Consider the following 12,412-nt stretch of genomic DNA (forward strand, 5'->3'; position numbering starts at 1 on the left):
CCATGACCACCAACACCACCCCGCAGACCGCCGTCACCCAGCAGGGCCCCGCCCCCGCCGCGCTCCTCTACGCGGTCATCGGCGGCAGCCTGCTCACCGTCATCAGCGCCTTCCTCGCCTGGACCTGGACGGACGAGTTCCCCGGTGACCTGACCTACTACGGCAGCCCGGCGCCCATCCAGTTCCTCAGCCTCGTCGCCGGTCTCCTGACCGCCGTCTTCGCGCTGTCCGCACTCGGCGTCAAGGGCCTGCGCTGGCTCACCCCCACCGGCGCCCGCAAGCCCGTCTGGATCCTCGCGCTCGGTGCCTTCGCCGGCACCTGGTTCACGGTCCTCGCCATCGCCGTGGTCCTCGGCGGCTTCGCCCACCTGGAGCCCGGCGCCTACGTCGCCCTCGTCGGCTCGCTCGTCCCGGCCCTGGCCGCGTACAAGCTCCCCGACGACAGCCGCAAGGCGACCGCCGCCAAGCAGCTGCTGCCCGCCTGGGCCGAAATCCTCATCATCACCGGCGTCTTCGCCCTCGGTCTCTACGTCATCACCTTCGGCATCGACACCGACGACAAGGAACCGCAGCTCTTCGTCACCTACCTGATCACCGTCGGTTTCGCGGGCTTCGCCCTCCTCAAGGCCGGCCTCTTCGACCGGCTCGGCGCCCTCACCGCGAAGCACCGCCAGGTCACGCTCATCGGCACCGCGGCCGCCGCGATCGCCTTCCCCTTCATCCAGCAGAGCGGCGACACCTACACGCTCATCGCGGTCAACATCCTGATCTTCGCGACCGTCGCCCTCGGCCTCAACGTCGTCGTCGGCCTCGCCGGCCTCCTCGACCTCGGCTACGTCGCCTTCCTCGGCGTCGGCGCCTACGCCGCCGCCCTGGTCTCCGGCAGCACCGCCTCCGCCTTCGGCATCCACCTGCCCTTCTGGGCAGCGGTCATCGTCGGCGCCCTCGCCTCGCTCATCTTCGGCGTGGTCATCGGCGCACCGACCCTCCGACTGCGCGGCGACTACCTCGCCATCGTCACCCTCGGCTTCGGAGAGATCTTCCGCATCGCCATGGGCAACCTCGACGGCGACTCCGGCCCGGACATCACCAACGGCCCCAACGGCATCCCCAACATCCCCCACCTCGAACTCTTCGGGTGGAACTTCGGCGAAGCCCACACCGTCGGCGGCATCGTCCTCGGCGCCTACGCCAACTACTACTTCCTGATGCTGCTGGTCATGGCCCTGGTGGTGCTGGTGTTCTCCCGCGCCGGCAACAGCCGCATCGGCCGCGCCTGGGTCGCCATCCGCGAGGACGAGACCGCCGCCGAAGCCATGGGCATCAACGGCTTCAAGGTCAAGCTCATCGCCTTCGCCCTCGGCGCCACCCTCGCCGGCCTCGCCGGCACCGTCCAGGCACACGTCAACAGCACGGTCGTCCCCGAGAACTACGTCTTCGCCGGGCCCGTCCCGCCGAACTCCGCGTTCCTCCTCGCCGCCGTCATCCTCGGCGGCATGGGCACCATCCGCGGCCCCATCCTCGGCGCCGCACTCCTCTTCCTGATCCCCGCGAAGCTGGCCTTCCTCCAGGACTACCAGCTCCTCGCGTTCGGCATCGCCCTCATCCTGCTCATGCGCTTCCGCCCCGAGGGCCTCATCGCCAACAAGCGGGCGCAGCTTGAGTTCCACGACGACACCGCTGACCAGGCCCCCACGGACCTGGCCACCGCCAAGGCGGGGGCGTGAACGACATGACGACCACCACGGACACCACCACCCAGACCACGGTCCTCGAAGCCAAGGGCGTCACCATGCGCTTCGGCGGCCTCACCGCCGTCAAGAACGTCGACCTCCAGGTCAACGCGGGCGAGATCGTCGGCCTCATCGGCCCCAACGGCGCCGGCAAGACCACCTTCTTCAACTGCCTCACCGGGCTGTACGTCCCCACCGAGGGAACCGTCAGCTACAAGGGCACCGTCCTGCCGCCCAAGCCTCACCTCGTCACCCAGGCAGGCATCGCCCGCACCTTCCAGAACATCCGGCTCTTCCACAACATGACGGTGCTGGAGAACGTCCTCGTCGGACGCCACACCCGCACCAAGGAAGGCCTCTGGTCCGCCCTCCTGCGCGGCCCCGGCTTCAAGAAGGCCGAAGCCGCCAGCGAAGCACGGGCCATGGAACTCCTCGAGTTCATCGGCCTCCAGCACAAGGCCGGCCACCTCGCGAAGAACCTCCCGTACGGCGAGCAGCGCAAGCTCGAAATCGCCCGTGCCCTCGCCAGCGACCCCGGCCTCATCCTCCTGGACGAGCCCACCGCCGGCATGAACCCGCAGGAAACCCGCGCGGCCGAAGAACTCATCTTCGCCATCCGCGACATGGGCATCGCCGTCCTCGTCATCGAGCACGACATGCGCTTCATCTTCAACCTCTGCGACCGCGTCGCCTGTCTCGTCCAGGGCGAGAAGCTCGTCGAGGGCACGGCCTCCGTCGTGCAGGGTGACGAGCGCGTCATCGCCGCCTACCTCGGCACCCCCTTCGAAGGCGCCCCCGGCGCCGAGGAAGCCGCCGAGGTCGAAGCCGCGGAAGCCCACGCCGAAGCGGACGCGAACTCCGGCTCGGACTCGGACTCGGACTCGGGCTCGGACAGCACCACTGGCACCACCAGCACCACGGAAGGAGAGGCCAAGTGACCGCACTCCTCAAGGTCGAAGACCTCAAGGTCGCCTACGGCAAGATCGAAGCGGTCAAGGGCATCTCCTTCGAAGTCAACGAAGGCGAAATCGTCTGCCTCGTCGGCACCAACGGCGCCGGCAAGACGACCACCCTGCGCACCCTCTCCGGGCTCCTCAAGCCCACCGCGGGCAACATCACCTTCGACGGCAAGCCCCTCGCCGGCGTCCCCGCCCACAAGATCGTCTCCATGAAGCTGGCCCACTCCCCCGAGGGACGCCACATCTTCCCCCGGCTGACGATCGCCGAGAACCTCCAGCTCGGCGCCTTCCTCCGCAGCGACAAGGAAGGCATCGAGAAGGACATCCAGCGCGCCTACGACCTCTTCCCCATCCTGGGAGAGCGCCGCAAGCAGGCCGCCGGCACCCTCTCGGGCGGCGAACAGCAGATGCTCGCCATGGGCCGCGCCCTGATGTGCCAGCCCAAACTGCTCATGCTGGACGAGCCCTCCATGGGCCTCTCCCCGCTGATGATGCAGAAGATCATGTCGACCATCGCCGAACTCAAGTCGACCGGCATGACCATCCTGCTCGTCGAGCAGAACGCCCAGGCCGCCCTCTCGCTCGCCGACCAGGCACACGTGATGGAGATCGGCAAGATCGTGCTCTCCGGCACCGGCCAGGAACTCCTCCACAACGAGGACGTCCGCAAGGCCTACCTCGGCGAGGACTGACGCCCACGACGAAGGGCCCGTCTCCCCTCGGGGGGAGACGGGCCCTTCCTCATGCCTGTGATCAACCCTGCGCGGCGTTCTTCTTCTCCTCGGCGTCCTCGATGACCGCCTCCGCGACCTGCTGCATGGACATGCGCCGGTCCATGGAGGTCTTCTGGATCCACCGGAACGCAGCCGGCTCGCTCAGCCCGTACTGCGTCTGCAGGATGCTCTTCGCCCGGTCCACCAGCTTGCGCGTCTCCAGCCGCAGCGAGAGGTCCGCGACCTCCTTCTCCAACGCCCTCAGCTCCGCGAAGCGGGACACGGCCATCTCGATGGCGGGCACCACGTCGCTCTTGCTGAACGGCTTCACCAGGTACGCCATCGCACCGGCGTCACGCGCCCGCTCGACGAGGTCGCGCTGCGAGAAGGCGGTGAGCATGAGCACGGGGGCGATGGACTCCTCCGCGATCTTCTCGGCCGCGGAGATCCCGTCCAGGACGGGCATCTTCACATCGAGGATCACCAGATCCGGCCGGTGCTCACGCGCGAGCTCAACGGCCGTCTGCCCGTCCCCGGCCTCACCGACGACGGAGTACCCCTCCTCTTCGAGCATTTCCTTCAGGTCGAGACGGATGAGCGCCTCGTCCTCGGCGATGACGACCCGCGTCGTCAGCGGCGGAACGTGCGACTGGTCGGCGTCGGACGTGGGCGTCGACTCATGCTCGGCGGTCACGGGGGCTCCTCTTTGCGGGGCTGTGCTGCTTGGATGAGCCTACCTAGCAGCGCCGCCGCGCGGTCACCCGGTACACTCCGACATGCGACCTTGCCGGGTTGGCGGAATGGCAGACGCTGATGTCTCAAACACATCTGTCCGAAAGGGCGTGCGGGTTCGAATCCCGCACCCGGCACTTGTCCGAAAAGCGGACGTTCACCTTCGCGTGAACGTCCGCTTTTTGCTACGCGCAGCCATGAGCAGTCACGCACAGTTGCCTCATGGAGTTCCACAGCCTCGAAGTACGCCAAACGGCCCTCTCCCCCTTGCGCGCAGGCGCGCGGAACGCAGACGTTGCCCGCCAACTCGACCTCCCGCTGGGCACCATCGGGTACTGGAAGCACCAGGACCGCGCAAAGCGCGGCGAGTGCCCTGGCTCACACGATCCGGACTGCCCTCAATCCGATGGCACCCCTCTCGACAAGCAGGCCTATTTCGCGGGCACAACCCCTTCAACGTGTCCATCGCCCGCAAGGCGTCCGTCGCGTGGATGGACGCCCACATCGGGCCGAAATACTAGGTCAGTGGACGGGGTCGCCGAGGTGGTGGATGCGGACGAGGTTGGTTTTGCCGCTGACGCCGGGGGGTGAGCCGGCGGTGATGACGACGATGTCGCCCGGGACGCAGCGGCCGATGCGCAGGAGTTCTTCTTCGACTTGGGCGACCATGGCGTCGGTGGAGTCGACGTGGGGGCCGAGGAAGGTTTCGACGCCCCAGGTGAGGTTGAGTTGGGAGCGGGTGGCGGGGTCGGGGGTGAAGGCGAGGAGGGGGATGGGTGAGCGGTAGCGGGAGAGTCGGCGGACGGTGTCGCCGCTCTGGGTGAAGGCGACGAGGAATTTCGCGCCGAGGAAGTCGCCCATTTCGGCGGCGGCGCGGGCGACGGCTCCGCCTTGGGTGCGGGGTTTGTTGCGTTCGGTGAGGGGTGGGAGGCCCTTGGCGAGGATGTCCTCTTCGGCGGCTTCGACGATGCGGGACATCGTTTTGACGGTTTCGACGGGGTATTTGCCGACGCTGGTTTCGCCGGAGAGCATGACGGCGTCGGTGCCGTCGATGACGGCGTTGGCGACGTCGGAGGCTTCGGCGCGGGTGGGTCGGCTGTTGTCGATCATCGAGTCGAGCATTTGGGTGGCGACGATGACGGGCTTGGCGTTGCGCTTGGCGAGTTTGATGGCGCGCTTTTGGACGATGGGGACTTGTTCGAGGGGCATTTCGACGCCGAGGTCGCCGCGGGCGACCATGATGCCGTCGAAGGCGGCGACGATGTCGTCGATGTTGTCGACCGCCTGGGGTTTTTCGATCTTGGCGATGACGGGGAGGCGGCGGCCTTCTTCGTCCATGATGCGGTGGACGTCTTGGATGTCGTGGCCGCTGCGGACGAAGGAGAGGGCGATGACGTCGGCGCCGGTGCGCAGGGCCCAGCGGAGGTCGTCGATGTCCTTGTCGGAGAGGGCGGGAACGGAGACGGCTACGCCGGGGAGGTTGAGGCCTTTGTGGTCGGAGACCATGCCGCCTTCGATGACGAGGGTGTGGACGCGGGGGCCGTCGACGCCGGTGACCTCGAGGGTGACGCGGCCGTCGTCGACGAGGATGCGTTCGCCGGTGGTGACGTCGTGGGCGAGGCCCTTGTAGGTGGTGCCGCAGGTGTGGCGGTCGCCTTCGTGGTCTTCGACGGTGATGGTGAATGCGTCGCCGCGTTCAAGGAGTACGGGGCCTTCGCGGAAGCGGCCGAGGCGGATCTTCGGGCCTTGAAGGTCTGCGAGGATGCCGACGCTGTGGCCGGTTTCGTCGGATGCCTTGCGTACGCGTTGGTAGCGCTCCTCGTGTTCGGCGTAGGTGCCGTGGCTGAGGTTGAGGCGGGCGATGTCCATTCCGGCTTCGACCAGTGCTTTGATCTGGTCGTATGAGTCGGTGGCGGGGCCCAGGGTACATACGATTTTTGCTCGGCGCATGAGTCGAGCGTATGCCGCTACCAGGCAGTAGGAAATTGGTTCCGGGTGTCCACTCAACAACCTTTGCGCGAAAGGTTGTTGACAATTGTTGAATGTGCGCGGGGGTGCTCCGATGAGCACCCCCGACGGGTGAATGTGCTACGTCGCTACGTCGTTCAGAGTCGCGGGACGGTCATCGTGAAGCGGGCGTTCACCTGGGCGTAGACGGTCTGGCGCTGGGGTTCGAGGTCGAGGGGTGGGGCGTCGGTTTCGTCGCCTGCGCCGTAGCCCATGGTGCGGAGCATGCCGGCGGGGGCGGCCATGGCGAGGGGGGTGGCGTTTTCGGCGCCGAGGTCGGCGAGTTCGACGAGGGCGGCGAGGTCGGCGCCGAGGGCCTGGGCGTATTCGCGGGCGCGTTGGACGGCTTCGAGTACGGCTTGGCGGCGGGCTTCGCCGTGGGCGGGTGAGGTGGGGCGCAGGGCCCACCAGGGGCCGTCGACCTGGGTGAGTTCGAGGTCGGCGAGGCGGGTGGTGAGTTCGCCGAGGGTGGTGAAGTCGGTGAGTTCGGCGGTGAGGTGGACGCGGCCGTGGTAGGCGCGGACGCGTTCGCCGCGGCCGTGGCGGGTGAGTTCGGGGGTGATGGAGAAGGTGCCGGTTTCGAGTTTTTCGACGGGGTCGCCGTAGCTTTTGACGAGGTCGAGGACGGCGTTGTTGCGGCGGGTGAGGTCTTCGAGTGCGGTGCGGCGATCGGTGCCGCGTGCGGTGACGGTGATGCCGATGCGGGCGATTTCGGGGTCGACTTCGAGGCGGGCTTCGCCGCGGACGGCGACGCGGGGCACTTCGGGGGTTCCGTAGGGCTGGTGCGTGGGGTCCTGGGTCATGGTTTCCACTGTCGCATCGTCGCCCGTTCGGGTGGGGTGATCGGGATCGAAACCTCGGGCGGGGTGTCGCCGCTTGTTACCCGTAGGTCAGAATCTACGCGCGTTGGTCACCCTCGGATCGGGTGGCGCGGCGCCTGACACGTACGCGTTGACAAGGGGAGATGGCATGGCGTTCGACCGTAGGACTTTCATGGGGGCGACGGCCGCGACGGGGGCGGCCGTGGCGGTGGCGGGGACGGCGGGCACGCCGGCGGCCGCGCAGGAGGCGCAGGGGGCACGGCAGTCGGCGGGGGGTCCGCGTACGTACGCGTTCACGGTGATGGGGACGACCGATCTGCACGGGAACGTCTTCAACTGGGACTACTTCACGGACCGGGAGTTCGACGACAAGGCGCACAACGACGTCGGTCTGGCGAAGATCTCGACGCTGGTGAACCAGGTCCGTGCGGAGAAGGGCCGGCGCAACACGCTGTTGATCGATGCCGGTGACACGATCCAGGGCACGCAGTTGTCGTACTACTACGCGAAGGTGGATCCGATCACCGCGCGGCGTGGGCCGGTGCATCCGATGGCGCAGGCGATGAACGCGATCGGCTATGACGCGGCGGCGCTCGGGAACCACGAGTTCAATTACGGGATACCGGTGTTGCGCAAGTTCGAGGAGCAGTGTGATTTCCCGCTGCTGGGGGCGAACGCGCTGGACGCGAAGACGTTGCGGCCGGCGTTCGCGCCGTACAGCATGCACCGGCTGCGGACCCCGCACGGGCGGGACGTGAAGGTGGCGGTGCTGGGTCTGACGAATCCGGGGATCGCGCTGTGGGACAAGGCGAACGTGCAGGGGAGGATGACGTTCCCGGGGTTGGAGGAGCAGGCGGCGAAGTACGTGCCGCGGCTGCGGTCGATGGGTGCGGACGTGGTGATCGTGTCGGCGCACTCGGGGTCGAGCGGTACGTCCTCGTACGGTGACCAGTTGCCGTACGTGGAGAACGCGGCGGCGTTGGTGGCGCAGCAGGTGCCGGGGATCGACGCGATCCTGGTGGGGCACGCGCACACGGAGATCCCGGAGTACCGGGTGCGCAACGAGGCGACCGGCAAGGACGTGGTGTTGTCGGAGCCGTTGAAGTGGGGGCAGCGGCTGACGCTGTTCGACTTCGAGCTGGCGTGGGAGCGGGGCCGCTGGTCGGTGGCGAAGGTCGCGGCGCGGGTGCTGAACTCGAACACGGTGGCCGAGGACCCGAAGATCACGGGGTTGTTGTCGGACGAGCACCGCAAGGTGGTGGCGTACGTCAACCAGGTGATCGGTACGTCGACGCAGGCGATGTCGGCGGCGGAGGGTCCGGTGAAGGACGTGCCGATCATCGATCTGATCAACCATGTGCAGGCGGAGACGGTGAAGGCGGCGCTGGCGGGTTCGGAGTGGGCGGCGCTGCCGGTGGTGTCGCAGGCGTCGTGTTTCTCGCGGACGGCGTCGATTCCGGCGGGGAAGGTGACGCTGCGGGACGCGGCGGGGCTGTACCCGTTCGAGAACACGCTGGAGGCGCGGCTGCTGACGGGTGCGCAGCTGAAGGAGTACCTGGAGTACTCGGCGCGGTACTTCGTGCGGACGGCTCCGGGGGATGTGGTGGACGTGGCGAAGCTGACGAACTCCGAGGGGGTGCCGGACTACAACTACGACGCGGTGTACGGGTTGACGTACGACATCGACATCGCGCAGCCGGTGGGGTCGCGGATCACGGGGTTGTCGTTCCGGGGGCAGGCGGTGGATCCGGCGGCGCGGTTCGTGTTGGCGGTGAACAACTACCGGGCTTCGGGTGGCGGTAACTTCCCGCATGTTCCGCAGGCCCGGCAGGTGTGGGCGAATTCGGAGGAGATCCGTAACACGATCATCCAGTGGGTGAAGGCGGCGGGGACGGTGGATCCGGCGCGGTTCGCGTCGGTGGACTGGCGTCTGACGCGGGCGGGGGTGCCGGTCTTCTAGGCGTTCCTCCGGCGCCTCCACCGCGACCTGTGGGCCCAGGGCCTCGGTCGAGGCGCCGGCGCCGGTTCGCCGGATGGCGGCGAACCGGTGGCGAAGCCGGCGCCGACGGACGAAGCGCCTGGTGGGGGGGCCTCAGGGGTGTTCGACGAGGGGGAGGAGTTCGACGGTGGGGTGGGGGCGGGTGTGTTCCCGCTGTTCGAGGCCGAAGGTGGTGAAGGCGGTCCGCTGGGGCTGGGGGTAGGGCTCTTTGCCGGTGAGGGTGTTGAGGATGGCGGCGCTGCGCCAGGCGGCGAGGCCGAGGTCGGGGGCCGATACGCCGTGGGTGTGGCGTTCGCCGTTCTGGACGAAGACGGTTCCGGTGACGGAGGGGTCGAGGATCATCCGGTAGCGGTCGTCGATGCGGGGGCGGCCGGAGGAGTCCTTGCGGATGTAGGGGTCGAGGCCGGCGAGGAGGCTGGTGAGCGGTCGTTCCCGGTAGCCGGTGGCGAGGACGACGGCGTCGGTGGTGAGGCGGGAGCGGCTGCCCTGCTGGGTGTGTTCGAGGTGGAGTTCGACCTTGGTGGTGGCGACGCGGCCGGCGGTGCGGACGGTGACGCCGGGGGTGAGGACGGCGTCGGGCCAGCCGCCGTGGAGGGAGCGGCGGTAGAGCTCGTCGTGGATGGCGGCGATGGTGGTGGCGTCGATGCCCTTGTGGAGTTGCCATTGGGTGGGGACGAGGCGGTCGCGGACGGGTTCGGGGAGGGCGTGGAAGTAGCGGGTGTAGTCGGGGGTGAAGTGTTCGAGGCCGAGCTTGGAGTACTCCATGGGGGCGAAGGAGGGGGTGCGGGCGAGCCAGGTGAGGCCTTCGCGGCCGGCGGGGCGGGCGCGCAGGAGGTCGAGGAAGACCTCGGCGCCGGATTGGCCTGATCCGATGACGGTGACGTGCTCGGCGGCGAGGATCCGTTGGCGGTTGTCGAGGTAGTCGGCGGAGTGGATGACGGGGACGGTGGGGGCGTCGGCGAGGGGGCGCAGGGGTTCGGGGACGTAGGGGGCGGTGCCGATGCCGAGGACGAGGTTGCGGGTGTGGGTGCGGCCGAGGGCTTCGACTTCGCCGTCGGGGTCGAGTTGGGTGTAGTCGACTTCGAAGAGGTCGCGTTCGGGGTTCCAGCGGACGGCGTCGACCTGGTGGCCGAAGTGGAGGTCGGGGAGTCGGCCGCTGACCCAGCGGCAGTAGGCGTCGTATTCGGCGCGTGGGATGTGGAAGCGCTCGGCGAAGTAGAAGGGGAAGAGGCGTTCCTTGTGCTTGAGGTAGCTGAGGAACGTCCAGGGGCTGGTGGGGTCGGCGAGGGTGACGAGGTCGGCGAGGAAGGGGACTTGGAGGCTGGCTCCGTCGATGAGGAGGCCGGGGTGCCAGCGGAAGTCGCGGCGTTGGTCGTAGAAGGCGGTGGCGAGGGGGTCGGTGCCTTGTCGGGGGAGGCCGTGGGCGAGGGCGGCCAGGGAGAGGTTGAAGGGGCCGATGCCGATTCCGACGAGGTCGTGGGGTGTGTCGAGCTGGGCGGTCATCGGTGGGTTCTGCCTTCCAGGAGGGTGACGAGGGTGTCCAGGTCGCGCGCCGTGGTGTGGGGGTTGAGGAGGGTGGCCTTGAGCCAGAGGCGGCCGTCGGCGGTGGCGCGGCCGAGGACGGCGGTGCCGTCGTGGAGGAGGGTGCGGCGTAGGGCGGCGAGGTGGGTGTCGTCCGCGGGGGTGGGGCGGAAGAGGACCGTGGTGAGGGTGGGGTGCGCGTGGAGTTCGAAGCGGGGGTGTGCGTCGAGGAGTTCGGCGAGCCGGTGGGCTGCGGCGCAGGTGAGGTCGATGAGGTGGGTGAGGCCGTCGCGGCCGAGTGAGCGCAGGGTGACGGCGATTTTGAACGCGTCGGGGCGGCGGGTGGTGCGCAGGGAGCGGCCGAGGAGGTCGGGGAGGCCGGCTTCGGTGTCGTCGGTGGCGTTGAGGTAGTCGGCCTGGTGGGCGAGGGGGGTGAGCCGGTCGGTGTCGGGGACGACGAGGAGTCCTGCGGCGACGGGTTGCCAGCCGATTTTGTGCAGGTCGACGGTGAGGGTCGCGGCGCGGTGGAGGCCGGTGAGGGCGGTGCGGCGGTGGGGGTGGAGGGCGAGGAGGCCGCCGTAGGCGGCGTCGACGTGGAGGGTGGCGCCGTGGCGGGCGCAGACGTCGGCGAGGGCGTCGAGGGGGTCGATGAGTCCGGCGTCGGTGGTGCCGGCGGTGGCGGTGACGAGGGCGGGCCCGGGGGTGTGGGCGAGGGCTTCGTCGAGGACGGCGGGGTCGAGGGTGCCGGTGGGGGTGGGGAGGCTTCGGGCGGGGGGTAGTCCGAGGAGCCAGGCGGCGCGGGGGATGGAGTGGTGGGCGTTGGCTCCGTGGAGGACGGCGAGGTGGGGGCCGTGCTGTTCGCGGGCGAGGAGGAGGGCGAGTTGGTTGGCTTCGGTGCCGCCGGTGGTGAGGAGGGCGTCGGCGCGGGGGGTGTCGTAGAACTCGGCGGCGAGGGTGCGGGTGAGGAGGGCCTCGACGGTGGAGGCGGCGGGGGCCTGGTCCCAGGAGTCGAGGGAGGGGTTGAGGACGCTCACGGCGAGGTCGGCGGCGGCCGCGACGGCGAGCGGCGGGCAGTGCAGGTGGGCGGCGCACAGGGGGTGGGCGGGGTCGGCGGCGCCGGCGGTGAGGGTGTGGACGAGGGTGCGGAGGGCTTCGTGGTCGCCGGTGCCGTGTGCGGGGAGTACGTCGCCCAGTGCGGCGGTGGTGTGGGCGGTGACGGTGTCGGGGCCGCCGGCGGGGAGGGGGCCGCCGCGTTGTTCGGCGCCGGTGCGCAGGGCGGTGAGGACGGTGTCGAGGAGGGGCCGCAGGGCGTCGGCGCCGGCCCGGCCGCCTCCGGCGAGGGGTGGCGGGGGTAGGGGCGCGGGCGCGGGCGCTGTCATGCGGGTCCTTCGGGGCGGGGGCGCGGTGTCGCGGGGTGCGGTGGGGGTGTGGCTGCGCGCCGGAAGGGCCGAGGCCGGGCGGGACACCCGGGCGGTACAACGATCCGACCCGGATGGGGTAACCGCCGGGGTGTGTCGGGCGCCGATTTCCGGCCGGGCGGTCGGTGGGGTCGCGGCGTCGGAGCGCGGGCCGGCCCGTGGGGCCGGACGGCCTCGCGCTCCTGGTAGCCGGTCGGCCGCCGGGCGCCGCGGCGACGGTCACCCGCCCGAAACCCGCCCGAGCCGGGTACCGCCCGCGCGGGCCGATGGCCGAATCCGGCGGCGGGCGTAGCCACCGGGGCTGCCGGCGGCCCCGGCCGGGTGGGCGGGCCCTCCCCGCCGCGACGCCCCGGCCAGCTGCGGGGACTCCGGGGCATCCTGCTCCCCTGGCCCCCGGCCCGGGTACCGGACCGGATGCCGGTGGCCGGTCGTCGGCCGCCTGGCGTGTGGCCAGGGCGCGGCGCCGGACGTCTGCCCGGGGCCGGCTCCGACTTGGACCCCGTCCGCGG

General features: G+C 69.7%; 9 protein-coding genes and 1 tRNA gene. 5 read left to right on the forward strand and 5 right to left on the reverse strand.

The window, feature by feature from the left end; all coding sequences use genetic code 11:
- Nucleotides 1-2 precede the first annotated feature (2 nt).
- From M4D82_RS09090 to M4D82_RS09100, 3 genes are read left to right on the forward strand one after another with little or no spacing between them, the layout of a single operon-like run.
- Nucleotides 3-1,727 (forward strand): branched-chain amino acid ABC transporter permease, encoded by a 1,725-nt coding sequence (locus tag M4D82_RS09090; RefSeq protein WP_249771619.1) that lies wholly within the window; start codon nt 3-5, stop codon nt 1,725-1,727.
- A 5-nt stretch (nt 1,728-1,732) separates the two neighbouring features.
- On the forward strand, nt 1,733-2,671 hold the full coding sequence (locus tag M4D82_RS09095) for an ABC transporter ATP-binding protein (protein WP_249771621.1): 939 nt from the start codon (nt 1,733-1,735) through the stop codon (nt 2,669-2,671).
- Entirely contained in the window at nt 2,668-3,384 is a 717-nt protein-coding gene (locus M4D82_RS09100) for an ABC transporter ATP-binding protein (RefSeq protein ID WP_249765550.1), read from the forward strand. The genes M4D82_RS09095 and M4D82_RS09100 overlap by 4 nt, the downstream gene beginning before the upstream one ends.
- A gap of 61 nt (nt 3,385-3,445) precedes the next feature.
- On the opposite strand, the gene M4D82_RS09105 is transcribed toward M4D82_RS09100, so the two are convergent.
- Entirely contained in the window at nt 3,446-4,099 is a 654-nt protein-coding gene (locus M4D82_RS09105) for an ANTAR domain-containing response regulator (RefSeq protein ID WP_249765551.1), read from the reverse strand.
- A gap of 92 nt (nt 4,100-4,191) precedes the next feature.
- Between M4D82_RS09105 and M4D82_RS09110 the strand changes: the two genes are divergently transcribed.
- A tRNA-Leu gene (locus M4D82_RS09110) sits at nt 4,192-4,274 on the forward strand.
- A 385-nt stretch (nt 4,275-4,659) separates the two neighbouring features.
- On the opposite strand, the gene pyk is transcribed toward M4D82_RS09110, so the two are convergent.
- Both pyk and M4D82_RS09125 read right to left on the reverse strand, forming a co-directional pair.
- The gene (gene pyk / locus M4D82_RS09120) at nt 4,660-6,087 is read right to left on the reverse strand and encodes a pyruvate kinase (RefSeq protein WP_249765552.1); all 1,428 of its coding nucleotides are present in this window, start codon (nt 6,085-6,087) and stop codon (nt 4,660-4,662) included.
- A 155-nt stretch (nt 6,088-6,242) separates the two neighbouring features.
- The gene (locus M4D82_RS09125; protein WP_249765553.1) at nt 6,243-6,947 is read right to left on the reverse strand and encodes an SIMPL domain-containing protein; all 705 of its coding nucleotides are present in this window, start codon (nt 6,945-6,947) and stop codon (nt 6,243-6,245) included.
- Nucleotides 6,948-7,113: 166 nt separating this feature from the next.
- Here M4D82_RS09125 and M4D82_RS09130 point away from each other — a divergent pair, with 166 nt between their 5' ends.
- Nucleotides 7,114-8,925 carry a bifunctional metallophosphatase/5'-nucleotidase gene (locus tag M4D82_RS09130; protein ID WP_249771623.1) on the forward strand — a complete coding sequence of 604 codons (1,812 nt, stop codon included), beginning with the start codon at nt 7,114-7,116 and terminating at the stop codon, nt 8,923-8,925.
- Between the two features lie 132 nt (nt 8,926-9,057).
- On the opposite strand, the gene M4D82_RS09135 is transcribed toward M4D82_RS09130, so the two are convergent.
- Together M4D82_RS09135 and M4D82_RS09140 are read right to left on the reverse strand one after the other, a co-directional pair.
- Nucleotides 9,058-10,467, reverse strand: coding sequence for a lysine N(6)-hydroxylase/L-ornithine N(5)-oxygenase family protein (locus M4D82_RS09135; protein ID WP_249765554.1), 1,410 nt, complete (start codon nt 10,465-10,467; stop codon nt 9,058-9,060).
- On the reverse strand, nt 10,464-11,864 hold the full coding sequence (locus M4D82_RS09140) for a pyridoxal phosphate-dependent decarboxylase family protein (RefSeq protein ID WP_249765555.1): 1,401 nt from the start codon (nt 11,862-11,864) through the stop codon (nt 10,464-10,466). Before M4D82_RS09140 ends, M4D82_RS09135 begins: the two co-directional genes overlap by 4 nt.
- Between the last annotated feature and the right edge of the window lie 548 nt (nt 11,865-12,412).

Source organism: Streptomyces sp. RerS4 (genome assembly GCF_023515955.1).
In the GTDB taxonomy this organism is placed as follows: Bacteria; Actinomycetota; Actinomycetes; order Streptomycetales; family Streptomycetaceae; genus Streptomyces.

Bases quoted from the DNA above. Each gene is read 5' to 3' on its own strand.
- M4D82_RS09090 (WP_249771619.1), top strand. From the start codon at position 3: ATGACCACCAACACCACCCCGCAGACCGCCGTCACCCAGCAGGGCCCC.
- M4D82_RS09095 (WP_249771621.1), top strand. From the start codon at position 1,733: ATGACGACCACCACGGACACCACCACCCAGACCACGGTCCTCGAAGCC.
- pyk (WP_249765552.1), bottom strand. From the start codon at position 6,087: ATGCGCCGAGCAAAAATCGTATGTACCCTGGGCCCCGCCACCGACTCA.
- M4D82_RS09125 (WP_249765553.1), bottom strand. From the start codon at position 6,947: ATGACCCAGGACCCCACGCACCAGCCCTACGGAACCCCCGAAGTGCCC.
- M4D82_RS09130 (WP_249771623.1), top strand. From the start codon at position 7,114: ATGGCGTTCGACCGTAGGACTTTCATGGGGGCGACGGCCGCGACGGGG.
- M4D82_RS09135 (WP_249765554.1), bottom strand. From the start codon at position 10,467: ATGACCGCCCAGCTCGACACACCCCACGACCTCGTCGGAATCGGCATC.
- M4D82_RS09140 (WP_249765555.1), bottom strand. From the start codon at position 11,864: ATGACAGCGCCCGCGCCCGCGCCCCTACCCCCGCCACCCCTCGCCGGA.